At 59.4% G+C, this 23,125-nt stretch carries 19 protein-coding genes; 14 read left to right on the forward strand and 5 right to left on the reverse strand.

Annotation, left to right across the window (positions count from 1 at the left end; genetic code table 11):
* Nucleotides 1-161: 161 nt before the first annotated feature.
* Nucleotides 162-1,331, reverse strand: coding sequence for a TIGR02281 family clan AA aspartic protease (locus tag GA0061102_RS26585; protein WP_092854802.1), 1,170 nt, complete (start codon nt 1,329-1,331; stop codon nt 162-164).
* A 178-nt stretch (nt 1,332-1,509) separates the two neighbouring features.
* The gene (locus GA0061102_RS26590; protein ID WP_092854804.1) at nt 1,510-2,184 is read right to left on the reverse strand and encodes an HAD family hydrolase; all 675 of its coding nucleotides are present in this window, start codon (nt 2,182-2,184) and stop codon (nt 1,510-1,512) included.
* Nucleotides 2,185-2,379: 195 nt separating this feature from the next.
* Between GA0061102_RS26590 and rpiA the strand changes: the two genes are divergently transcribed.
* From rpiA to GA0061102_RS26615, 5 genes are all read left to right on the forward strand, one after another.
* Nucleotides 2,380-3,081, forward strand: a complete 702-nt coding sequence (rpiA, locus tag GA0061102_RS26595; RefSeq protein ID WP_092854806.1) for a ribose-5-phosphate isomerase RpiA — start codon at nt 2,380-2,382, stop codon at nt 3,079-3,081.
* Between the two features lie 13 nt (nt 3,082-3,094).
* Nucleotides 3,095-3,703 (forward strand): DUF2059 domain-containing protein, encoded by a 609-nt coding sequence (locus tag GA0061102_RS26600; protein ID WP_092854808.1) that lies wholly within the window; start codon nt 3,095-3,097, stop codon nt 3,701-3,703.
* Nucleotides 3,704-3,885: 182 nt separating this feature from the next.
* Entirely contained in the window at nt 3,886-5,271 is a 1,386-nt protein-coding gene (gene gor, locus GA0061102_RS26605) for a glutathione-disulfide reductase (RefSeq protein ID WP_092854810.1), read from the forward strand.
* Between the two features lie 153 nt (nt 5,272-5,424).
* Nucleotides 5,425-6,798, forward strand: a complete 1,374-nt coding sequence (locus GA0061102_RS26610) for a class II 3-deoxy-7-phosphoheptulonate synthase (protein ID WP_092854812.1) — start codon at nt 5,425-5,427, stop codon at nt 6,796-6,798.
* A 154-nt stretch (nt 6,799-6,952) separates the two neighbouring features.
* Nucleotides 6,953-7,351 carry a GFA family protein gene (locus tag GA0061102_RS26615; protein ID WP_092854814.1) on the forward strand — a complete coding sequence of 133 codons (399 nt, stop codon included), beginning with the start codon at nt 6,953-6,955 and terminating at the stop codon, nt 7,349-7,351.
* A gap of 133 nt (nt 7,352-7,484) precedes the next feature.
* Here the strand turns inward: GA0061102_RS26615 and GA0061102_RS26620 are convergent, their stop codons facing one another.
* Complete coding sequence (locus tag GA0061102_RS26620; protein WP_092854816.1) at nt 7,485-8,021, reverse strand: DUF1003 domain-containing protein; 537 nt, start codon at nt 8,019-8,021, stop codon at nt 7,485-7,487.
* Between the two features lie 563 nt (nt 8,022-8,584).
* On the opposite strand from GA0061102_RS26620, the gene GA0061102_RS26625 reads away from it, so the two are divergent.
* The 3 genes from GA0061102_RS26625 (at nt 8,585) to GA0061102_RS26635 (ending at nt 13,011) form a co-directional block, all read left to right on the forward strand.
* Nucleotides 8,585-10,264 carry an NAD+ synthase gene (locus GA0061102_RS26625; protein ID WP_092854868.1) on the forward strand — a complete coding sequence of 560 codons (1,680 nt, stop codon included), beginning with the start codon at nt 8,585-8,587 and terminating at the stop codon, nt 10,262-10,264.
* Nucleotides 10,265-10,292: 28 nt separating this feature from the next.
* A complete protein-coding gene (locus GA0061102_RS26630; protein WP_092854818.1) occupies nt 10,293-11,120 on the forward strand; it encodes a TolB family protein in 828 nt (275 codons plus the stop codon).
* Between the two features lie 163 nt (nt 11,121-11,283).
* Complete coding sequence (locus tag GA0061102_RS26635; protein ID WP_092854820.1) at nt 11,284-13,011, forward strand: ankyrin repeat domain-containing protein; 1,728 nt, start codon at nt 11,284-11,286, stop codon at nt 13,009-13,011.
* Between the two features lie 143 nt (nt 13,012-13,154).
* Here GA0061102_RS26635 and GA0061102_RS26640 read toward each other — a convergent pair whose 3' ends face one another.
* Together GA0061102_RS26640 and GA0061102_RS26645 are read right to left on the reverse strand one after the other, a co-directional pair.
* Nucleotides 13,155-13,904, reverse strand: a complete 750-nt coding sequence (locus GA0061102_RS26640; protein ID WP_092854822.1) for a hypothetical protein — start codon at nt 13,902-13,904, stop codon at nt 13,155-13,157.
* Nucleotides 13,905-14,051: 147 nt separating this feature from the next.
* Entirely contained in the window at nt 14,052-16,367 is a 2,316-nt protein-coding gene (locus GA0061102_RS26645) for an NADP-dependent malic enzyme (protein WP_092854824.1), read from the reverse strand.
* A 337-nt stretch (nt 16,368-16,704) separates the two neighbouring features.
* Between GA0061102_RS26645 and GA0061102_RS26650 the strand changes: the two genes are divergently transcribed.
* The 6 genes from GA0061102_RS26650 to GA0061102_RS26675 all read left to right on the forward strand — a co-directional run bounded on the left by GA0061102_RS26650 (nt 16,705) and on the right by GA0061102_RS26675 (nt 23,119).
* Nucleotides 16,705-17,511, forward strand: a complete 807-nt coding sequence (locus tag GA0061102_RS26650; protein ID WP_092854826.1) for a UDP-2,3-diacylglucosamine diphosphatase — start codon at nt 16,705-16,707, stop codon at nt 17,509-17,511.
* 167 nt (nt 17,512-17,678) lie between these two features.
* Entirely contained in the window at nt 17,679-18,896 is a 1,218-nt protein-coding gene (locus GA0061102_RS26655; RefSeq protein ID WP_092854828.1) for an MFS transporter, read from the forward strand.
* 153 nt (nt 18,897-19,049) lie between these two features.
* Nucleotides 19,050-20,210: an ABC transporter permease gene (locus GA0061102_RS26660; RefSeq protein ID WP_092854830.1), complete on the forward strand. Its 1,161-nt coding sequence runs from the start codon at nt 19,050-19,052 to the stop codon at nt 20,208-20,210.
* A 12-nt stretch (nt 20,211-20,222) separates the two neighbouring features.
* Entirely contained in the window at nt 20,223-21,086 is an 864-nt protein-coding gene (locus tag GA0061102_RS26665) for an ABC transporter ATP-binding protein (protein ID WP_092854832.1), read from the forward strand.
* Nucleotides 21,087-21,095: 9 nt separating this feature from the next.
* On the forward strand, nt 21,096-22,466 hold the full coding sequence (locus tag GA0061102_RS26670) for an MlaD family protein (protein ID WP_092854834.1): 1,371 nt from the start codon (nt 21,096-21,098) through the stop codon (nt 22,464-22,466).
* A 38-nt stretch (nt 22,467-22,504) separates the two neighbouring features.
* Complete coding sequence (locus GA0061102_RS26675; RefSeq protein WP_092854836.1) at nt 22,505-23,119, forward strand: ABC-type transport auxiliary lipoprotein family protein; 615 nt, start codon at nt 22,505-22,507, stop codon at nt 23,117-23,119.
* The last annotated feature ends 6 nt before the right edge of the window (nt 23,120-23,125 follow it).

Genomic DNA, 23,125 nt, shown 5'->3' on the forward strand with positions numbered 1-23,125 from the left:
CGATCAGTCCCTGAAATGTATCCCATGAAAATGGCCGCATCGTTTCCAATGCGGCCACCTTAATTGATTTGCCGGACTTCTCACACAGGCTGCCGTTGGCCGCCCTTTTCTATTCCGCGGAACCGTCCGGAACTCTGCTTAAAGACGACTCTTCAATCGCGTTATTTTTTTGCTTCTATACGCCATTCGCGGCTGCCAAATGTTACATCGAAACGCGATAGGAAGGAGCGACCGAGCAGGCCGTCGACCTCATTTCCGAGGGCCGCATCGTTGTCCAGCACGACGGCTGTGATGTCGCTAGCTTCCACGCGTCCAACCTTCACGGTCGTGGTATTCGTATGCGTGGCCCGGGAAACGCCATTGGCCGTCTGCAGCGAGATCCCATTATTGCTGTCGACTTGCAATTTTGCGCGTGCAGCAAAGGTTTTGCTCACCGCCACGAAGCTCGCGCCGGTGTCCACAACGAACGTGCCCTCCGTGCCGTTGACCGAGACCTTGGCCAGGATCACGTTGTTGCCCTGCGTCGGAAAGCGATCGCTGCCGGTGGCGTAGGTCGAGGCACATTTTCCCATGGTCTCATAGAGCTTGATGATTCCACGAACGACCGCGGTGTCGTTGCGGTCGGGATTGGTGGAGACCCAAAGCTGAAGCGGTCCGATCGCTTCGCAATAGGCGCCAAGCTCACGATAGCTGGTGGAGATTCCTTCGAACACCGTGCTGTTCAGTATCGCGATATTGTCGGTCAGGCCGATGACCGAATAGTAATCGTCGATGGCGTCTCGATATTTCTTGGCATTTTCGCGAATTCGCGCGCGCTGAAAATAGAGGTTCGGCATTCCCGGCGACATTGCTATCACCTCGTTCGAGATCTTCAGCGCTCCGTCATAATCGCTGAGATCGTCAAGAATTTCGGCGGCAGCGCTCAGAGCAACATTGGAAGGTTTGCACTTGTTGGAGAAGGCGATGAAGACCTTGGCTGCTTCGCGGCGATAACCTTGTGTCTGCAGCTCATTTGCGAATTTGTAGACTGCGTTCCAATCGCAATGCTCACGGTGCAGCATATTGAGATAGGTTGCCATCGCCGCTCTGCCCGCAACGATGTTCGGCAAGGGTGCCATGTCGAAGTGCTGATAGACCTCCGTCAGAGCCGGATCGGTTGCGGCGCCGGTTTCCTTTTCGACATAGCCGATAACGCGGTCACCGTAGAGGTAAAACCAAATACCGGTGCATAATGCTGCGAAAATGAAGAATGTCCGGACTATGGGAGCAAACCAGCCTCTGCGGTTTGGCAATCTACCGCCGTTGCGGTCTTCGGGATCTGCTATGAGCAAGCGGCCACTCCCCCCCCATCGATCTGCATTCCTGGCTTCGCAACAGCCCCCAAAAGCGCTTTCACTCCGGCGGTCGCGGCGCACCCAGCAAGGCGTCGATAAGTTGTGACGGAAGCGCGTGAATCGCGCAAGGCCCACTACAACCTCGCTCTTTGGACCAGCGGGGATTTTAGCGGCCTCAGGCGGCGAGCAGTCCCTTGACGAGTTCGGGGGTGAGCTCGTCGTAGTGATAGATGATGAGGTTTGGGCCGAGAGTTTCGATGCCAACGTCGGAATAACCGAAGGGGACGGCGATCGAAGGGACGCCGGCATTGCGGGCGACGAGGATGTCGTTGACGCTGTCGCCGATCATGACGGTGCGGGTGATGTCACCGCCGGCGCGCTCGACGGTGCCGATCAGGTGCTCGGCATTCGGCTTACGCACGGCAAAGGTATCGCCGCCGGTGATGGCTTCGAAGTAGTGGGTGAGGCCGAGCCGCTCGAGCAGCGTGCGAGCGAGCGATTCCATCTTGTTGGTGCAAACGGCCAGCTTGTAGCCGTTGCTCTTCAGCATGGTGAGCGCCGCCACCAGTCCCGGATAGGGTTGCGTGGCGCCCGGCATCGCCTCGGAATAATGGGTAATGAAGCGCTGCAGCAGGGCAGGCAGCTCCTCCGATGCCAGCGTATAGCCATGCAGCTTGCAGGCCCGCTCGATCATCACCTGCGCGCCACTGCCGACGAGATGCGTGACGTCGTCATAGCTCACGGGGGGGAGCTTGAGCGCGGCGATGGTATGATTGAGGCTGACGATGAGATCTGCGTGCGTGTCCAGCAGCGTGCCATCGAGATCGAATACGACGAGGGGGGATGTCACGAGGAATCGGCCTTTGAATAGGAAAAACGAGCGTCTTTCGGAGTTAAAAGATCGCGAGGGCAATTGCAACCGAAGGCCCGGAAAGCCTCGGCAAAGAGGCGCGGGGATTTCTATGTTGTGCCGTTATTTTGGCTTTCGTTTGGCCGGAGAGCCGTGTAAACAGCAGTCCAACGTAACAATGGGAGCAGGTGGCGCATGGACGCCCGCCAGATGAAGATTGAGGCCGCGAGGGCGGCTCTGGCCTATGTCGAGAGCGGCATGCGGCTCGGGATCGGCACAGGCAGTACCGCGGAGGAATTCGTTCGGCTGCTCGCTGAAAAGGTTGCATCCGGCCTGTCGATCGAGGGCGTTCCGACCTCGGAACGGACGGCAAAGCTCTGCAACGAGCTCGGCGTTCCATTGAAGTCGCTGGACGAGCTTCCCGAACTTGACCTCACCATCGACGGTGCCGACGAGTTTGACGGGGCGTTGACGCTGGTAAAGGGCGGCGGCGGCGCGCTGCTACGCGAAAAGATCGTCGCGGCGTCCTCGGCTCGCATGATCGTGATTGCCGACGAGAGCAAGGTGGTCCAGACCCTCGGCGCGTTTCCGCTGCCGATCGAGGTCAATCCGTTCGGCCTCGTTTCCACCCGCATTCTTATCGAGAAGGCCGCGTCGCGGCTCGGCTTGTCTGGCGCGCTCAACCTGCGCCTTTCGGGTGACAAGACCTTTGTCACCGACGGCGGGCATTTTATTATCGATGCATCTTTCGGCCGCATTCCTGATGCAGAGGCGCTGTCGATTGAACTCAACTCGATTCCCGGTGTTGTCGAACACGGGCTCTTCATCAATATGGCGACATTAGCGATCATTGCCGGCCCTGCCGGTGCGCGCGCGTTGCGGGCGAACAATACATAGGAGCACTCATCTCATGATCAAACTAACGGGTCTTGGCCGTTTTGCCGCTGCAACCATCCTTCTTTCGGGTATCGCCTTCGGCTCTGTGAGCGCTCAGGAAGTTTCCGAAGACCAGATCAAGGCTGCGCGCGCCGCGATCACCGCACTCGGCATCACCAACCAGTTCGACAACATCCTGCCGAACCTGGCCGAGCAGCTGAAGAGCACGATGATCCAGGCCAACCCGAACTTCGGCGATGCGATCAATTCCACGGTTGACGCCACCGCTCTGGCGCTCGCACCGCGTCGTGCGGATCTCGAGCGCGAAGCTGCCGTCACCTACGCCAAGGCCTTCTCTGCGGAAGAGCTAAAGGCAATCGCCGATTTCTATGGTTCGCCGGCCGGCAAGAAGCTCCTCAAGGATGGCCCGCTGGCAACCCGTGAGCTCTATAAGGCAGCCGATATCTGGAGCCAGGGCATTTCGCGCGACCTCGCCAACCAGAGCAATGACGCTCTGCAGAAGGTCGTGAAGGCGCCGGTCGTTTCGCCTGAAGTAACCGCCCCCGCCCAGCCCGCCGCGAAGCAGCCCGCACAGCCGGCCGCAAAGCAGCCGGCATTGAAGCTGCAAGTGCCGAAGCAGTAAGCCGCAATTCTTTGGCGCGGTCGTTCACGAGACGGAGTTTCACGTTTTCGGGATAATCGGCCGCGACAGCCTATTCAAAGCCCGGACCGTATTCCGGGCTTTTCTTTTTGTGCCCAGACTTCCTATATGAATGCCGAGCCATCAGCGCTTTGCGCGCGTTTTCATGTCCACAGGAGCCGCCTATGCCTTCGTTTGATTTCGACCTTTTCGTTATTGGCGGCGGCTCGGGCGGTGTGCGCAGTGCGCGTGTCGCCGCGTCGCTCGGCAAGAAGGTCGGCATTGCCGAGGAATATCGCTATGGTGGCACCTGCGTCATTCGCGGCTGCGTGCCGAAGAAGCTGTTCGTCTATGCCTCGCAATACAGCGAGCATTTCGAGGACGCGGCTGGCTTCGGCTGGACGGTCGGCGAGAGCAGCTTCGACTGGAAGAAGCTGATCGAGGCAAAGGACAAGGAAATCGCCCGGCTGGAAGGCCTTTATCGCAAGGGGCTGGACAACGCCAAGGCAGACATCTTCGACACACGCGCTGAGTTGGTCGACGCCCATACGGTCAAGCTGCTGAAGACCGGCCAGACCGTTACGGTCGAGACCATCGTCGTCGCGACCGGCGGCAGGCCGAACCTGCATGCCGCGCTGCCGGGACACGAGCTTTGCATCTCCTCGAACGAAGCCTTCCATCTGGAGGAGCTGCCGAAGTCGATCCTGATCGCCGGCGGCGGCTATATTGCCGTCGAGTTCGCCAATATCTTCCACGGTCTCGGTGTCGAGACGACGCTGATCTATCGTGGCGCCGAGATCCTGTCGCGTTTCGACCAGGACCTGCGCAAGGGATTGCATGAGGCCATGGAAGAGAAGGGCATCCGCATTCTCTGCCATGACATTATCCAGAGTGTGGAGAAGGTGGGAAGCGGGCTCGGCGTCCGGACCAAGAACGACAAGGCCCTGACTGTCGATACCGTGATGCTGGCGCTCGGCCGCACGCCCAATACCGAAAATCTGGGGCTGCAGGCAGCGGGTGTCGCGGTCAACGATCAGGGTGCGATCGTTGTCGACGAATATTCGCGGACTTCCGTGCCGAACATCTATGCGCTCGGCGACGTCACCGATCGGGTACAGTTGACGCCGGTGGCGATCCACGAGGCCATGTGCTTCATCGAGACCGTCTACAAGAACAATCCGACGCGGCCGGATCACGAGCTCATTCCGACGGCCGTCTTCTCGCAGCCGGAAATCGGCACGGTCGGATTGACCGAGGAAGAAGCCGCAAAGCGTTATCCGGAGCTCGAAGTCTATCGTGCGCAGTTCCGGCCGATGAAGGCGACGCTTTCGGGCCGAGCCGAGAAGATGATCATGAAGCTGATCGTCAATGCCGCCGACCGCAAGGTGATCGGTGCGCATATTCTCGGGCATGATGCCGGCGAGATGGCGCAGCTGCTCGGCATTCCCATCAAGGCGGGTTGCACCAAGGATGATTTCGATCGCACGATGGCCGTTCATCCGACAGCATCGGAAGAACTGGTGACGATGTATTCGCCGAGCTACCGCATCCGCAACGGCGAGCGCGTGTAACACGTCGTATTGGTGCAGTTATCGCCCGCGCCATAAAAGATTCGCACAGTAGTTCGCCTGCCTTTGCAAGCGGGCGGCAAAGGTTTATAAGCGCGCGTTATTTATGACGACGGGACGCCCGGCAAAGACCGGGCGCACAAGCAGGTGAGTGATATGGCACAGAATTGGACACCCAGCAGTTGGCGGCAAAAACCGATCCAGCAGGTGCCGGATTTTCCGGACAAGGCAGCGCTTGCAGAGACCGAAGCCCAGCTTGCAAGCTATCCGCCGCTGGTTTTTGCTGGCGAAGCCCGCCGTCTGAAGGCTCATCTTGCCAACGTCGCCGAAGGCAACGGTTTCCTGCTGCAGGGCGGTGATTGCGCCGAAAGCTTCGCGGAACACGGCGCGGACAACATCCGCGACTTCTTCCGCGCCTTCCTGCAGATGGCCGTCGTGCTGACTTTTGGCGCGCAGCTGCCGGTGGTGAAGGTCGGTCGTATCGCCGGCCAGTTCGCCAAGCCGCGGTCTTCGAACATCGAAACGCAGAATGGCGTGTCCCTGCCGAGCTATCGCGGCGACATCATCAACGGCATCGATTTTACCGAAGAAGGGCGTATTCCCAATCCCGAGCGCCAGCTGATGGCTTATCGCCAGTCTGCGGCGACGCTCAATCTGCTGCGTGCCTTTGCCATGGGTGGTTATGCCAACCTTGAAAATGTGCAGAAGTGGATGCTCGGCTTCGTCAAGGACAGCCCGCAGGGCGAGCGCTACCGCAAGCTTGCCGATCGCATCGGCGAGACCATGGATTTCATGAGAGCGATCGGCATCACCGCCGAGAGTAATGCGAGCCTACGCGAAACCGATTTCTTCACCAGCCATGAAGCGTTGCTGCTCGGCTACGAAGAGGCGTTCACCCGCGTCGACTCCACCTCCGGCGACTGGTACGCGACCTCGGGCCATATGCTCTGGATCGGCGACCGCACGCGCCAGGCAGATCACGCGCATATCGAATATTTCCGCGGCATCAAGAACCCGATCGGTCTCAAGTGCGGTCCTTCGCTGCAGGCGGACGATCTGATCAACCTGATCGATATTCTCAACCCCGAGAACGAGGCCGGTCGCCTGACGCTGATCTGCCGTTTCGGTCACGACAAGGTTGCCGACAACCTGCCGCGCCTTATCCGCGCCGTCGCGAAGGAAGGCCGCAAGGTCGTATGGTCTTGCGATCCAATGCACGGCAATACGATCACGCTCAACAATTACAAGACGCGGCCGTTCGAGCGCATCCTGTCGGAAGTCGAAAGCTTCTTCCAGATCCATCGCGCCGAAGGCACACATCCGGGCGGCATCCACATCGAGATGACCGGCAAGGACGTGACCGAGTGCACAGGCGGTGCCCGCGCCGTCGGCGCCGAGGACCTGCAGGATCGCTACCACACGCACTGCGACCCGCGTCTTAACGCCGATCAGGCGCTCGAACTTGCCTTCCTGCTCGCCGAGCGGATGAAGGGCGGCCGTGACGAGAAGCGCATGCGCGCGCACGGCTGAGCGACTATAGATCCGCAGATATAGACGGGCCGGCGCAGAGCCGGCCCGTTTTTTTGTGCCGGACGGATCAATCCGGCTGAAAGAGGCTTCATTTCTTTGAGATTGACCGCGATGCCGTTCTCGGAAAAGTTCCTTCAAAAAAAGGGGACCGATCATGAGCGACGAACATTCCGGCGCCTGCCTTTGCGGCAGCGTACGTTTCAAGACCCGCGGCAAGCTGCGCGAGGTGGTGGCCTGCCATTGTTCGCAATGCCGCAAGCAGACCGGGCTTTATTATGCAGCCACCAACGTGCCGGTCGGCAACCTAATCATCGAGGGAGAGGAGGCGATCACTTGGTATCGTGCCAGCACGTTCGCCCGCCGCGGCTTCTGCAAGACCTGCGGCTCGGCATTGTTTTGGGCGGCTGACGGTGCCGAGGAGATCTCGATCATGGCCGGGCTTTTCGATCAGCCAACCGGTCTTGAGATCGCCTATCATATCTTTTGCGCCGACAAGGGCGACTATTACAAGATTATCGACGGCTTGCCGCAATACGCGCAGGGGCGGCCCTAAAGCGCATCGCGATCTCTAAGATTCGCTCGTTGCGCTTTAGGTTCCTGATTTTGCGCATGTCGTTGTCGCAAAACCGCTGCACACTTTTGCGCGACATGTTTTAGCCGCCGCCGGCGCGGCTTTCCGATGTTCCTCAGACGCTGCCCTTTTCCGCCACCAGCCTGCTGAGCCTGGAGATTTCTTCCCGCACCGATGCAAGCTCGGTCAGCACCTGCATGTCGATCTTCTGGTGCAGCGACAGAACTTCGAGCTCCGCCTTGAGATTGACCTCATAGTCTTTGGCGGCTTCGAAACGATCTCGCTCGGCCTGCCGGTTCTGCGACATCATGATGATCGGCGCCTGGATGGCGGCAAGCATGGAAAGGACGAGGTTGAGAAAAATGAAGGGGTAGGGATCGAAGGCGCCGGTAGCGAGAAGGATGGTGTTGACGACACACCAGAACACCAGGAACAGCAAGAAGCAGATAATAAAGTACCATGAGCCGCCGACGCGGGCGATGCCGTCCGCCAGGCGCTGTCCGGTCGACGATTCCGCCGAGAGGGCTGCGTTGATATCGGTCGATATGATTTTGCGCTCATGCGCCTTTTTCAGAACGCGCTTCTCTATATCGCCGAGTTCCTCGGAGGTTTTGTCGAAATGCAGATGAACGAAATTGGGAAGACTATGCATGGGGGCTCCAGGGGTCGTGATGGCGTTGAATGCAACTATTCGACCAATAACCAGAAATGCAACGACGGAAGAGTTTCAAAACCGATCGTGCATGGAGCCACCGCGTGTGCCACCGTGCGGTGGCTCGCCGTTGCCCAACCGAGCAAGATGCGGGTCGCACGGTGTTTCAGACCATGGTCGGGACGGAGAAAATAGGCAGGGCAGGCACGGCCCAAAATTCACCGCGCGCGATCCACTTGACGCGGCCGATGATCGATAGCGCGAGCAGCAGGGTCGGGGGTAAGGCGCAGAACAGCCGATTGCCGTCTTGCTCTGCCGATTTTCTGGAAAATATCGCGCCTGCCCACCAAGGCGAAACCGATGACCAGATCGACCAAAGATTTCTCCAAATGCTGAGATATCTATGAAGTTGTCATGCTTCTGTCATGAATTCCGAATGAACTGCAAGGCAGGCTAGGTATTTTCCGGGTTAAAATACGGACTATGCACGTAGTGCGATCTTTGATGTCTGGAGGCAGACGAAGGCGGTTGCGGAAGCAAGATGCCGTCGCTAAATGTATGGCATGACAGAGCAAAGCCAAATCACCCACACGATCCGCATCGCGGTTGCGCAGCTCAATCCGACGGTCGGGGACGTCTCCGGCAACCTCGCCAAGGCGCGCGAGGCGCGGGCCGAGGCGGCGCGCGAAGGCGCGCAGCTGCTGATACTGACGGAACTGTTCATTTCCGGCTATCCGCCGGAGGATCTGGTGTTGAAGCCGGCCTTTCTGCGCGCCTGCTGGAAAGCTGTCGAAAGTCTGGCCGCCGATACCGCCGATGGTGGACCGGGCGTTATCGTTGGTGTCCCGCGGCAGGATGATACCGGCCGTTACAATTCCGTGGCCGTGCTCGACGGCGGCAAGGTCATCTTCATCAGAGATAAGGTCGATTTGCCGAATTACGGCGAGTTCGACGAGAAGCGGGTTTTCGACGAAGGCACCATCGCAGGGCCGGTCAATTTTCGAGGCGTCCGCATCGGCATACCGATTTGCGAGGAGATCTGGAACGATCTCGGTATCTGCGAAACGCTGGCCGAGGCCGGTGCGGAAATCCTGCTGGTTCCGAACGGTTCGCCTTATTACCGCGGCAAGGTCGATGTTCGTCACCAGGTCGCGTTGCGGCAGGTGATCGAGTCAGGCTTGCCGCTCATCTTCGCCGCCCAGGTCGGCGGCCAGGACGAGCTGGTTTTCGATGGCGCGAGCTTCGGCTTCAATGCCGACAAGACGCTGGCGTTCCAGATGAGCCAGTTCGAGACCGCGCTGGCAGTCACCACCTGGAAAAAGAATGGCGACAGCTGGCATTGCGCCGAAGGACCGATGGCGCATATTCCGGAAGGCGAGGAGGCCGATTATCGCGCCTGCCTGCTGGGCTTCCGCGACTACGTGAACAAGAACGGCTTCAAGTCGGTCGTACTCGGCCTTTCGGGCGGCATCGACTCGGCAATCTGCGCCGCAATCGCAGTCGATGCGCTTGGGGAAGAGCGCGTGCGCACCGTCATGCTGCCCTATCGCTATACCTCTCAGGATTCTTTGAAAGATGCGGCGGATTGCGCCAGGGCGCTCGGCTGCCGCTACGATATCGTGCCGATCGAGGACCCCGTAACGGGCTTCGCCTCTGCCTTGTCAGATTTGTTCGAAGGGACTGAAAGCGGCATAACCGAGGAAAACCTGCAGAGCCGCGCCCGCGGCACCATTCTCATGGCGATCTCCAACAAGTTCGGCTCGATGGTGGTGACGACGGGCAATAAGTCGGAAATGTCGGTTGGATATGCCACGCTCTATGGCGACATGAATGGCGGCTTCAACCCAATCAAGGATCTCTACAAGATGCAGGTCTATGCGCTGTCGCGTTGGCGCAACCTGCATGTGCCACCGGGCGCGCTCGGCCCATCGGGCGAGGTAATTCCCTATAACATCATCGACAAAGCGCCTTCCGCCGAGCTCAGACCGAACCAGACGGACCAGGATTCGCTTCCGCCCTATCCGGTGCTCGACGATATCCTTGAATGCCTGGTGGAGAAGGAAATGTCGGTCGAGGAGATCGTGGCGCGCGGTCATGACGTTGCGACCGTGCATCGCGTCGAACATCTGCTTTATCTCGCAGAGTACAAGCGTCGCCAGTCGGCGCCGGGCGTGAAGATCACCAAGAAGAATTTCGGCCGCGATCGCCGCTATCCGATCACCAACCGGTTCCGCGATCGCTGATCGCGTCTCCGAGACAGGAAGAGGACGAATGCGCAGCTCGGTCGAGATCTATAACATCCGCACGGGTGCGAACCGGGTGGTCTGGCAAACGGACCAGCTGATCGAGGCGCCGAACTATTCTCCTGACGGCCGCTATCTGCTCTTGAACGGCGATGGGTTGCTTTATCGGCTACCATTGGATGGCAGCGGCGAGATCGCCCGCGTCGATACGGGCTTTGCGACCACATGCAACAACGACCACGGGATTTCTCCCGACGGGTCGCTGATCGCGATTTCCGACAAGACACAGCACGGCAAATCCTGCATTTATGTGCTGCCGGCCGAAGGCGGCACGCCACGGCAGGTGACGACCAACCTGCCGTCCTACTGGCATGGCTGGTCCCCGGATGGGCAGCTGTTCTCTTATTGCGGCATCCGCAATGACGTCTTCGACATCTACACGATCTCCATCGATGGCGGTGAAGAGACGCGGCTGACACATGGCGAGGGCCGCAATGACGGGCCGGATTTTTCCGCTGACGGGAAGTGGATCTATTTCAATTCCAGCCGTACCGGCCTGATGCAGATCTGGCGCATTCATCCCGACGGCACCGGCTTGCAGCAGGTAACTCACGACAATTATGGCAACTGGTTCGCCCATCCGTCGCCGAAGAACGACAAGGTCGTGCTGATCTCTTATGACCCCGATGTCTTCGACCATCCGCGCGATCTCAAGGTCCGGATGCGGTTGATGGATATGGACGGTGGCAACCTTACGACCCTGTTCGAGCTCTTCGGCGGGCAGGGATCGATCAACGTGCCGAATTGGTCACCGGATGGAGACGAGTTCGCCTATGTCCGCTACGAGCCGGCCTGACCTCTGGACACACCGTATCTCGCGCGATAGATGTGACTCGTTCTCAGGGCGCATCCGATCCGCGGGAAGGGCAAGGCCCACCTGAAGCATAGAATATGAGACTGCCACACCTCTTTTCAGTCTGTGGGCGCGGATACCAGACGTAAATGGAAGGAGGTCTATTTTGACCACGCGCTCCCTGGCGGCCAACGCCACGCTCGATTCCCTGAAAAAACAAGCCAAGGCTTTCCTCAAGGCTGTTCAGTCCGGTGACGCTTCGGCGCAAAGCCGTGTCGCACCCTATTTCACCGATTTAGCTGGCGTCGGGCTTCAGGACATACAGCTTGTCCTTGCCCGCGAATTCGGTTTCTCCAGCTGGACGAAGCTCAAGGCGCATCTGGAGACAGGCGATCGCCGGCATACTCCTCGCGACCAACTGGCCAATCAATTCCTCTCTCTCGCTGTGGTCTCCTATTTTTCCGGTATTCCAGCCGATCCGGCACGTTTTGATGAGGCGCTGGCGCTGCTGGATGAGCATCCGGAAATTGCCGGGGAAAACATTCATATCGCTGCAGCACTTGGGGACGCCGCCGGCATAAGCCGCTGGCTCGACCGCCAACCGCAGCTTCTCGATCGCAAGGCGGGTCCTTTCGACTGGTCGCCGCTGATGTATGCGGCCTATGCCCGCTTGCCCGGCCGCTCCAGCCTACCGGCAGCCAGAGAGCTGGTCAGGCTCGGAGCCGACGTGAACGCCTTCTTTCTAGATGGCGGCCAATACAGGTTCACTGTATTGACAGGCGTGTTCGGTGAAGGCGAGGCGGGAAAGGTACGGCAGCCGCCGCATCCGGAGTGCGGCGCCTTTGCGCGCTTGCTGCTCGAAGCCGGTGCCGAAGCCAATGACAGCCAGGCGCTCTATAACCGGATGTTCGAGCCAGACGATGCTTGCTTGCAGCTGCTGCTAGAATACGGCCTTTCGGCTGAAGACAGGAACAACTGGCTGGTGCGCGAAGACGGCAGGCTGGTTGCCAATTCGCAGACCGTCTTCGACTATCAGCTCGCCTGGGCGCTCGAGCACCGCATGGGCTCGCGCGTGTGCCTGATGGTTGAGCATGGTGCCGATGTTCAGAAGGTCGTCCATGGACGAACGCCTTTCGAATGGGCGCGTCTTGGTGGCGATAGCGAATTGGCGGAATATTTAGTGCGCAACGGCGCTACAGCCGTGCGTCTCAAGCCGGAAGACGAATTCTATATTGCTGTCATGGACAAGGACCTCTCGCTCGGTGATCTCCGGAGGATGAAACCGTCCGGTGACATATTTGCAGCGATGCAGCGCGGGCACCCCGCCATGCTCCATGACGCTGCCGGGGAAAATGATCTGGAGGCCGTTCGCCGAATGCTGGCGCTGGGTCTCGACGTCAGTGCGATGACCAGTCGCACGCCGTTGCATGAGGCGGCACTCCATGGCCATATCGATATGGCCCGGCTGCTGATCGAGCATGGGGCCGATACCGGCATTCGCGATCCGCATTTCTATTCGAGCCCGATCGGCTGGGCCGAATATAATGGCAAGTCGGAAATGGTCGAGTTCCTGAAAGCCTACCCGTCGGATATCTTTGGCGCAGCGGCTTTCGGGCTGATCGATCAGCTGGCCAGCTTTCTCGATCGATATCCCGAGCTGATAAATATGCGTTTTGGAAAGTTCCGTCCGCACGGGCCGCCCTCCGATCGCGATTGGATGACACCACTCGGTTTTGCCATTGCCAATCGCCGGATGGAGGCTGCGCGCGTCCTGCTGGCGTGCGGTGCAGAGCGCTCTGTCAGGGAGATATCGGGCAGATCCTATCGCGATCTCGCGCAGGAGACCGGCGATGAAGCGATCATCTCGCTGCTAGGTCAGCCTGGAATGGCCTAAGAATACTGCGTTTGAGAGGTCAAGCGGAACGCGCTTGGCCTCTGGGGGCAGAGCTTCACAGAGTCCACGAGCCGCCTGCTCTATCCTGTTGTATCTGCGCAATTTCGGATAAAGAATGCCTGCATAATTCTGCAGGAATTGCTCTATTGCGTCGGTTGCGGGCCGGCGTCTTTCGGATGCTTGAGGTCGATGCCGTGGTCGGTCGCCAGAAATTGCGGCCCGACCTGACGGACCTTGTTGGCAGAGGGATCGTAGGGACGATCAGGCGGAAACTCTTGTGGCTCGGCCTTTGTCACCGCTGGTGCCTTTGCCGCTGGCGCCTGCTTCTGCTGCAGGCTGGAGTTTTTCTGGAGCCTCGGCGTCTCGATCACCGTAATCGAGCTTTCGGGCTGCCCCAGCGATTGCTGCTGCGGCGCATAGGCATCGAGCTTCGTGCGGGTGTCGATGACGATATCCGGGGTGGCCGAGGCCGGTGCACTGCAGCCGTTTCTTTGCATCGCATCCAGCAGTTGCCGGCGATCGAAGCTGGCCGCGTCGATCCGCCCGGTGCTCTGCTCGCGCTCGTCCATGAGTTGGGCAAGATCGTGCTGCATGCTTTCCAACGACATTCTCATATCGTCGCAAATGCCGGAATTGTCGTCCCCACCGAACCCAAAGCCATCGTCTGTGGCGCAGCCCTGGTTGCGCAGGTCGCTTATCACACGCCGGATCATCACGTTCTGCTGGACGATGGCGCGCGAAAGCTGGCGCGTTTCGTCGCTCGCACCGACAACCTCGTTGGTATTAGCATAGCGGCCGCGCAATTCGTCGCACAGATCCGCCTGGGCGAAGCTCGGTGCCGCCGTCATTAGGGATAGCAAAGCGATAGAAGTCAGGTGTATGCCGCGGTTCACGATACTGCTCTCGAAAGCGGTTGAACTTTGCTGAAAGCTACACTTCGGAGCTTAACAACGTATCCATCAAAACGCATGGATTTCGAGAAGGTTCTAGCGAATTGTGATTTGCGGCCGCTCTGATTTGGCGGCCGCAAAAGGCTTGGCTCAAGCGAGCTGCGATGCTTCGACCACGGCGAGAGCCGCCATGTTGACGACGCCGCGCGAGGTGACCGAAGGCGAAAGAATATGGGCGGGAAGGGCCGTGCCGAGCAGGATCGGCCCGACATGCAATCCGTCGGTCATAGTCTTGACCACGCCGAGCGTGATGTTGGCGGCATCGAGATTGGGGAAGACGAGCAGGTTCGCTTCGCCTGATAGCGTGCTGTCCGGCATGACATGGCGGCGCAAGCTTTCGGAGATGGCGCTGTCGCCATGCATCTCACCGTCGACTTCCAGCTCCGGTGCTGCCTCGCGAACGAGCGCCAGGGCGCTGCGCATCTTCGTGGCGCTTTCCGATTCCCGTGAACCGAAGTTGGAATGGGAAACCAGGGCGGCACGCGGCTCGATGCCGAAACGCTTGATTTCCTCTGCTGCCAGGATCGTCGATTCCGCGATTTCCTCTGCGGTCGGACTAAACGTCACATAGGTATCGGTATAGAACGTTGCGCCACGCTGCGAGATGAGCAGGCTGAGCGCCGAAAAATCCCGAACATCCGGACGCTTGCCGATGATCTGGCGGACGATGCGCAGATGGCGCTCGTAACGGCCTTCGAGGCCGCAGATCAGCGCATCCGCTTCACCGCGCTTCAGCGCAAGCGCGCCGATCACAGTCGTGTTGGTACGAACGATCGTACGCGCCGCCTCCGGGATGACGCCAGCACGGCCGACGAGCGAAAAATAGAGCTCGACATATTCGCGGAAGCGCGGGTCGTCTTCCGGATTGATAACGGCGAAATCGGTATGGGGGCGAATCTTGAGGCCATAGCGCTTCAAACGGGTCTCGATGACCGAAGGACGGCCGATCAGGATCGGTATTGCTGTGCCTTCCTCAAGCAGGACCTGGGCGGCGCGCAACACGCGCTCGTCCTCGCCTTCGGAGAAGACGACACGCTTGCGCTCGGCAATCTTCGCAGCCGCAAAGATCGGCTTCATGATGAAGCCGGAGCGGAAGACGAAGCGGTTGAGCTCATCCATATAGGCGTCGAAATCGGTGATCGGACGCAGCGCCACGCCGCTGTCGGCGGCGGCCTTCGCCACGGCCGGCGCGATGCGCAGGATCAGGCGCGGATCGAAGGGCGAGGGGATGAGGTAATTCGGGCCGAAGACCGGGGTTTCGCCCGTGTAGGCGCGGGCGGCAACGTCGGAAGGCTCTTCGCGGGCGAGCGAAGCGATGGCGCGCACGGCGGCCATCTTCATTTCCTCGTTGATCGTCTTGGCGCCGCAATCGAGCGCGCCGCGGAAGATATAGGGGAAGCAGAGGACGTTGTTCACCTGGTTCGGGAAATCCGAACGGCCGGTGCAGATCATCGCATCGGGACGTGCAGCGCGGGCGAGGTCGGGCATGATTTCCGGCGTCGGATTGGCGAGCGCCATGATCAGCGGCTTTTCCGCCATCTGCCCCAGCAGCTCCGGCTTCAACACGCCGGCCGCCGAGAGGCCGAGGAAGACGTCGGCGCCGGGAATGGACTCGGCAAGCACGCGCTTGTCGCTGTCCTGGGCATAGACGGACTTCCATTCGTCCATCAGGACGTTGCGGTCCTTGTAGACGAGGCCCTCGATATCGTGGACCCAGATGTTCTCGCGCTTGGCGCCGAGGATGACGAGCAGGTTCAGGCAGGCGAGCGCTGCAGCGCCGGCGCCGGAGGCGACGATCTTGACGTCCTCGATCTTCTTGCCGGCCAGTTCCAGCCCGTTGAGGATGGCGGCGGCGACGATGATGGCGGTGCCGTGCTGGTCGTCGTGGAAAACAGGGATTTCCATCTTCTCGCGCAGGCGGCGCTCAACGTCGAAGCATTCCGGCGCCTTGATGTCTTCGAGATTGATGCCGCCGAAGGTCGGCTCCAACGCGGAGATGGTGTTGACCATCTCGTCGACGGTGGGGGCCGCGACTTCGATGTCGAACACATCGATGCCGGCAAACTTCTTGAAGAGAACGGCCTTGCCTTCCATCACAGGCTTGGAGGCGAGCGGGCCGATATTGCCGAGACCGAGAACCGCTGAACCGTTGGAAATAACGGCAACGAGATTGGCGCGGGACGTATAGTCGGCGGCCGTCTCGGGATTGTTGCGGATGGCAAGGCAGGGCGCGGCGACACCTGGGGAATAGGCAAGCGCCAGATCGCGCTGATTGCCAAGCGGCTTCGTCGCCTGAATTTCGAGTTTGCCGGGGCGGGGATAGCGATGGAAATAGAGCGCCTGTTCGTCGAGGTTTCCGCTCGCCATGTTCTTGGCTGCCTTCGAAGTGTCGTCGTGCGTATCCATCCGCGTCTCCATTCCTGCCTGCACCTGCATTTGAGTCCCTCAATACATCAATCGTTGAACGTTCACAGTATGCAATTGACATGCCGACTGCTTTTGCCGCGACAAAGTCTTGATCGCTGCCTGCTGGGCACTACGTGCGGGCGGGGTCATCCATATCTTGTCCCTGTGCCCCGGCTTTGTGGCCGATCGGCTGGACCTTGCCACCCCGGTCGGATGTCGCCGAATCGACCCTATATGCCGTCGGGCACAGGATTTGTCATCTTCCTGAAACACGAGTCTGGTTTTGGAATAGTCAAGGCTAGGATAGGGCACGGACATTGAGTTCGTGAATGAAAACATGGACACCCGGCGATTCCGAACACTGTTCATTTCTGACGTGCACCTCGGTTCGAAGGCCGCCAAGGCGGATTTTCTGATCGATTTTCTCCGTCATCACGATGCCGACACCATCTACCTGGTCGGAGATATCGTCGACGGTTGGCGCCTCAAGCGGAACTGGTATTGGCCGCAGGACTGTAACGACGTCGTGCAGAAGCTTCTGCGCAAGGCGCGCAAGGGCACCCGCGTCGTCTATATCCCCGGCAATCACGATGAATTCCTGCGCGATTTCCCGGGCATGCACTTCGGCGGCATCGAGGTGGCGCAACGCGCCATGCACGAAACGGCCGACGGTAAGAAATATCTCGTGCTGCACGGCGACGAATTCGACGTCGTCGTTCGCAATGCCCGCCTGCTCGCTTACCTTGGCGATTGGGCCTATGACATGGCGATCCTGATCAATGTCGGCCTTTCGGCAGTGCGCCGCCGCCTGAACATGCCTTATTGGTCCTTCTCGGCATGGGCGAAGCTGCAGGTGAAGCACGCGGTGAATTTCATTGGTGAATTCCAGCGTGTCGTTGCCGAAGAAGCGAGACGCAACGATGCAGACGGCGTGATCTGCGGTCACATCCATCATGCCGTCATCGAGGATCTCGATGGTATCCGCTACATCAATACCGGCGATTGGGTGGAGAGCTGCACGGCGATTGCCGAGCATGAGGACGGCACGTTCGAACTGATCACCTGGCAAACAATTCTCGAGACGCAGCCTGCCGGCGCGCCGGCCGAAGAATTGCCGCAGTCGCTGGGCGCTCAGGCCGCGTGATTTCGATGCGTCTTCACGCGCTCAGTAATGGCCTGTCATAATTATTGACTGCCGAGAAACGTCTGTAGTGCCGGACTTTATCGGAAACGTTTCAGTTCGACTATTTCTCGCCATAGTCGTGCTCACGATAGAGTGGTAGGGACAAATTAGTTCCCTTCAGGTCTATCATGATTCCCGCGATAAAATCTTTCCAGGGTGAAGGTGCGCCTCCGTATTTCCGCTTGCGCACCGCATTGTCCTATTGTGCGCCGTTGTTCGTCAACGGCATCGCCCTGCCGTTCTTCCCCGTCTGGCTGGCGGGGCTGAATTTCAGCGATCATGAGATCGGTCTGGTGATTGCCGTGCCGATGGTCGTGCGCGTTCTCGTGACGCCTGTTATCGCAGTGCTCGCCGACCACATGAAGGAGCGCGCCGATGTACTGTTCTGGTCGGGCGGCCTGTCGCTGCTGACGGCGATCGCGCTTTACTGGACCAGCGAATTCTGGCCGGTGCTGCTCGTCTATGGCATCCAGGGTGCAACCTATGCGCCCTATCTGCCGGTGGTCGAATCCATCGCCATGTCAGGTGTACGGCGCTGGGGCTTCGACTACGGCTCGATGCGGGTCTGGGGATCGATCACTTTCATCGTCTCGACGCTGCTCGGGGGACAGATGATAGGAATGTGGGGCGGCACAATGGTGCTTCCCGTCATGGTCGCGGGTTTCGTGCTGACCATGCTCATGGGCCTTGTCTCGCCGCGCATCGGACCGACGCGGCGGCGCAACCAGCCGATAAATTTGCAGCCGCCAACGGGGAGTTTGCGCTCACCGCAGCTGCTCATCACCATGATCGGCGTCTCGGTCCAGCAATCGAGCCATGCGATGCTCTATACCTTTGCATCGATTTACTGGCGCAAGCTTGGCTTTTCAGGCAGCGAGATCGCAGTTCTCTGGAGCATAGGCGTCGCCGCCGAGGTGATGGTTTTCTTCCTGTCGAAAATGTTGAACCGCCGTTTCAGCGCGTGGACGCTGATCTTCTTCGGTTCGAGCGTCTGCGTCCTGCGCTGGGCCCTGTTTCCCTTCAATTTCGGCTTCCTGGGTTATTTCCTGCTGCAAGCCCTGCATGCCTGCACCTTCGCCTGCGTGCATACCGGCGTCCAACGCCGTATCGTCGCCTCGGTTCAGGAAACGCAGGAATCATCGGCCCAGGGCGCCTATTATTTCTATAACGGCATGTTCCTCGGCCTGATGACGCTGGCGTCCGGCTATCTTTATGCCTGGCTCGATCTCGACAGCTATTATGTCATGGCTGCGCTGGCGGCTCTCGGTCTGGCCATGGTGATCTTCGCGCGCGGCCTCCAATCCAAGGGCTCGGCGATCGGTGGAGACGCGCGCGGCGTCTCATGACGCAGATGCAACAAATTCATTTGGATATCAAAAAGCTGTGACATATGTTGGCCATGGCGCGGCATGGCAATTTCCTATGCAGTCGGTGTATGAAAGATCGGCGTCGGACGGGGCTCCCGAGTCGGCGTTGATGATGCCAGATCTGAAAGACACATGAGCTTGAAAGCAGCCGAACAAAAAACCGATGCACCCAGGATCGATGACGAGGGCGATGGCCGTGGGCATCGCTATCGGCTCGAGGGCAATTGGCGCAGCGCCAATGTGCATGGCGTGCTGCGGCAGATCGAGCAGCTCTCGAAACGGAGCGCCGGCGGCGAGGTCGTCATCGATCTTTCCGGTCTCTCGGATGTCGATACGGCCGGCGCATTGTTGATCCGCCGGCTGAAGGAAAGCCAGGAAGCACACAAGGCCCACGTCACGATCGAAGGCTCCAATCCCCACATTGATGAATTGCTGACGGCTTTCGATGAGGATCCCCATGCTGAATCCGGGGAGCCGAAGCCGAAAAAATCCCTGCCGGAGCGTTTTCTCGAACCCGTCGGGAAAAGCGTCTATGAAATCTGGGGCAATCTGGTTGCCGCCATGTATATCCTGGGTTCGGCCGTGCGTGGCGCTCAGCTCAAGTTCGGGCGCGGCAGCGGCGTTTCGCCGGCTTCGATCATCAACCAGATTGATCACATGGCGGTGCGCGCCGTTCCGATCATCCTGCTGATGTCGTCGCTGATCGGCGCGATCATCGCGCAGCAGGGGGCATTCCAGCTGCGCTATTTCGGCGCCGAAGTCTTCGTCGTCGATCTCGTCGGCATCCTGCAATTGCGCGAAATCGGCGTGCTTCTGACTGCGATCATGATCGCCGGCCGTTCGGGCAGCGCGATCACCGCCGAAATCGGCTCGATGAAAATGCGCGAGGAGGTGGACGCCCTGAAGGTCATGGGCCTCAACCCCATCGGGGTGCTGATCTTTCCGCGGCTGGTAGCGCTGACGGTTGCTCTGCCGTTGCTGACGGTCATTGCCAACTTTGCCTCGCTCTTCGGCGCGGCGATGGTCACCTGGGCCTATTCCGGCATCACTGTCGCGACCTTCATTTCGCGCCTGCATGAGGCGGTCAGCCTTTCCACGGTCATTTCCGGGATGATCAAGGCGCCGTTCATGGCCTTGGTCATCGGCATCGTCGCGGCGGTCGAGGGGCTGAAGGTTGGAGGCAGCGCGGAATCATTGGGCCAACATGTGACCTCGTCGGTGGTGAAATCGATCTTCGTCGTTATCCTGATGGACGGGCTGTTTGCCATGTTCTACGCCGCGATCGATTTCTGAGGGATGGCAACTATGAGCGCGCTTCACTCGGAGACCCCGTTGGAAAAAGATGAGCAAGGCAGGGACATCGTGCTGTCGGCGCGGGATGTCACCGTGGCTTTCGGATCGAAGGTCGTCCTCGATAAATTGAATCTCAATATCTATCGCGGCGAAATCTTAGGCTTCGTCGGCGCTTCCGGTGCGGGCAAGTCCGTGCTGTTGCGCACGGTGCTGCGGCTGCTACCGCGCCGCGCCGGCAAGATCGAGATCCTTGGCGAGGACTACGACACGCTCTCGGAGCCGGAGCGCAACCAGCTCGACATGCGGCTCGGCGTTCTCTTCCAGCAGGGGGCGTTGTTTTCATCGCTGACGGTGAAGGAAAACATCCAGGTGCCGATGCGGGAGTATCTGGACCTGCCGCAAGAGATGATGGATGAGCTGGCGCTGATGAAGATCCGCATGGTGGGTCTGGCGGCCGATGCTGCCGATAAATATCCCTCGGAGCTTTCCGGCGGCATGATCAAGCGCGCGGCGCTTGCCAGGGCCTTGGCGCTGGATCCCGACCTTGTTTTCCTCGACGAGCCGACCTCGGGGCTCGATCCTATCGGCGCAGCGGAGTTCGACGAGTTGATCGCCCGGCTGCGCGACACGCTCGGCCTGACCGTTTATATGGTGACTCACGACCTCGACAGCCTTTTTTCCGTCTGCGACCGTATTGCCGTTCTCGGACATAAGCGGGTATTGGTGGAAGGAACGGTTGAGGACATGCTCGCCTGCGATGACCCCTGGGTGCAATCCTACTTCAAGGGCAAGCGCGCACGTTCGATCGTGCCGCGGGATGACATCAGGGGCCGTAACGACGACAAAAGCGCAAGCGCCCACAGCCGCGAGAAGTGACTGGAGATTATGGAAACCAAAGCCAATTATACGATCGTCGGGTTCTTCACGCTGCTTGTCATCGCAGCCGCCTTCGGCTTCGTCTACTGGATGGCCGAATATGGCCGCGGCGGACCGATGGTCGAACTGGTCGTGCGCATCCCCGGTTCGGCAAACGGTTTGAGCGTCGGCTCGCCGGTTCGCTTCAACGGCATTCAGGTCGGGTCGGTACAGAGCCTGTCGATCGACGCGGACGATCCGAACTATTCGCTGGCTTTCACGCAGGTGCGTGTCGACGCGCCGGTTTATACATCGACCAAGGCCATCCTCGAGATCCAGGGTTTGACGGGTGCCGCCTATATCGAGCTTTCCGGCGGACGCAACGGTGACGAGAATATTTTGAAACGCTCGGTCGATACCGGAAAGCGCGCAGTGCTGCTGGCAGATCAATCGAGCGTGACGAACCTGCTGGCGACGGCGGACAAGATCCTGAACCGTGCCAATGATACGATCGGCGACATTCAGGGCTTCATCTCGGATTCGCGAGGACCGTTGACCGATACGGTGCGCAATGCGCAGAAGTTCTCCAAGGCGCTAGCCGACAATTCCGACAATATCGACAAGTTCCTGGCGAGTGTCGGTCAGCTGTCCGATACTTTCAAGACGGTCTCGACCCGTGTCGACTCGACACTGGATGCGATCGAGAAGCTGGTGCGCGCCGTCGATGCCCAGAAGATCAACGACGTCGTCGCCAATGCCGACAGGATCACGGCCAATGTCGCCGATGCTACGACTGATCTGAAGGCGACCATTGCCAGCTTCAAGCAGACGGCCGACACTTACACCACCTTCGGCCAGAAGGCGCAAAAGACCCTGGATCGCGTCGATGAGATCGTTGCACAGATCGATCCCGCGAAGATCAAGGGATCGGTCGATGACATTGCTGACGTGACGAAGCAGGCTCGCACGGCGGTCGCATCGATACGGGATGTCGCCAATTCGGTTGCCGCGCATCAGCAGGACATCGACCAGACGATAGCCAATGCGCGGGAGATTTCCACCAAGCTCAACGCAGCATCCGGCAAGGTCGATGGGATACTTACCAAGGTCGATTCCCTGCTCGGCAACGACAGCACGCAATCGCTGTTCGCCGAAGCCAAGGATACGCTCGAATCCTTCAAGAAGATGGCTGACAACCTCAATTCCCGCATCGGGCCGATCGCCGACAATCTGCAGAAGTTCTCGGGCGGCGGCTTGCGCGATGCCCAGACGCTTATCAACGATATGCGCGGCACGGTTGACAATCTGAATGCGACTATCACTAATTTCGACCGTAACCCGCAGCGACTGATCTTCGGTGGCGATACGGTGAAGACATATGACGGCCGCGCGCGGCATTGATGAACAGCGATATCTGGTCTCCAGGGGATAAGCGAAATATGGTCGGTTGCGTGTCGAGTGAGCGTCATCAGGTGTGGAAAGCTGTGATCGCATTGCCGTTGCTCGCAGCCCTGCTCGGGGGCTGTGGCACCTCCAGCAACAACGATACCTACGATCTTTCCGCTTCGGCGAAGGCGAATGGACCTTCCGCCAAGGGCAAGCAGATCCTGATTCCGCCGCCGACCGCGCTGCAGGCGCTGGACAGCAACCAGATCGTCATTCGTGTTTCGTCTTCGGAAATCCAATATCTCGGCAAATCGCAATGGAGCGACAAGCTGAGCAAGATGGTGCAGTCCAAGCTGGCGGAAGCCTTCGAGAACACCGGCAAGCTCGGCGGCGTCGGCGTGCCGGGGCAGGGACTGGCGATCGACTATCAGATCGTCACCGACATTCGCGCCTTCGAGATCAATGCCTCCCGCGGCCAGAAGACGGCGATCGTCGAAATCTCGGAAAAGATCCTGAACGACCGCTCTGGCACGGTGAAGGCGCAGAACGTCTTCCGTAAGGTCGTGCCGATCAACGGCGGCAGCAATCCCGATTTCGTTCGGGCTCTCGATTCGGCGTTTGCGGGCGTGACGGGTGAGCTTGTAGACTGGACGCTGCGCTCGCTTTGAGGGCGT

Origin of the sequence: Martinezella miluonensis (assembly GCF_900094545.1) — a bacterium.
GTDB lineage: Bacteria > Pseudomonadota > Alphaproteobacteria > Rhizobiales > Rhizobiaceae > Rhizobium > Rhizobium miluonense.

What these genes read in the sequence shown, in the direction of transcription:
- rpiA (WP_092854806.1), top strand. Translation starts at nt 2,380, where the DNA reads ATGGACGCCCGCCAGATGAAGATTGAGGCCGCGAGGGCGGCTCTGGCC.
- GA0061102_RS26600 (WP_092854808.1), top strand. Translation starts at nt 3,095, where the DNA reads ATGATCAAACTAACGGGTCTTGGCCGTTTTGCCGCTGCAACCATCCTT.
- gor (WP_092854810.1), top strand. Translation starts at nt 3,886, where the DNA reads ATGCCTTCGTTTGATTTCGACCTTTTCGTTATTGGCGGCGGCTCGGGC.
- GA0061102_RS26610 (WP_092854812.1), top strand. Translation starts at nt 5,425, where the DNA reads ATGGCACAGAATTGGACACCCAGCAGTTGGCGGCAAAAACCGATCCAG.
- GA0061102_RS26615 (WP_092854814.1), top strand. Translation starts at nt 6,953, where the DNA reads ATGAGCGACGAACATTCCGGCGCCTGCCTTTGCGGCAGCGTACGTTTC.
- GA0061102_RS26620 (WP_092854816.1), bottom strand. Translation starts at nt 8,021, where the DNA reads ATGCATAGTCTTCCCAATTTCGTTCATCTGCATTTCGACAAAACCTCC.
- GA0061102_RS26625 (WP_092854868.1), top strand. Translation starts at nt 8,585, where the DNA reads ATGACAGAGCAAAGCCAAATCACCCACACGATCCGCATCGCGGTTGCG.
- GA0061102_RS26630 (WP_092854818.1), top strand. Translation starts at nt 10,293, where the DNA reads ATGCGCAGCTCGGTCGAGATCTATAACATCCGCACGGGTGCGAACCGG.
- GA0061102_RS26645 (WP_092854824.1), bottom strand. Translation starts at nt 16,367, where the DNA reads ATGGATACGCACGACGACACTTCGAAGGCAGCCAAGAACATGGCGAGC.
- GA0061102_RS26650 (WP_092854826.1), top strand. Translation starts at nt 16,705, where the DNA reads ATGGACACCCGGCGATTCCGAACACTGTTCATTTCTGACGTGCACCTC.
- GA0061102_RS26655 (WP_092854828.1), top strand. Translation starts at nt 17,679, where the DNA reads ATGATTCCCGCGATAAAATCTTTCCAGGGTGAAGGTGCGCCTCCGTAT.
- GA0061102_RS26660 (WP_092854830.1), top strand. Translation starts at nt 19,050, where the DNA reads ATGAGCTTGAAAGCAGCCGAACAAAAAACCGATGCACCCAGGATCGAT.
- GA0061102_RS26665 (WP_092854832.1), top strand. Translation starts at nt 20,223, where the DNA reads ATGAGCGCGCTTCACTCGGAGACCCCGTTGGAAAAAGATGAGCAAGGC.
- GA0061102_RS26670 (WP_092854834.1), top strand. Translation starts at nt 21,096, where the DNA reads ATGGAAACCAAAGCCAATTATACGATCGTCGGGTTCTTCACGCTGCTT.
- GA0061102_RS26675 (WP_092854836.1), top strand. Translation starts at nt 22,505, where the DNA reads ATGGTCGGTTGCGTGTCGAGTGAGCGTCATCAGGTGTGGAAAGCTGTG.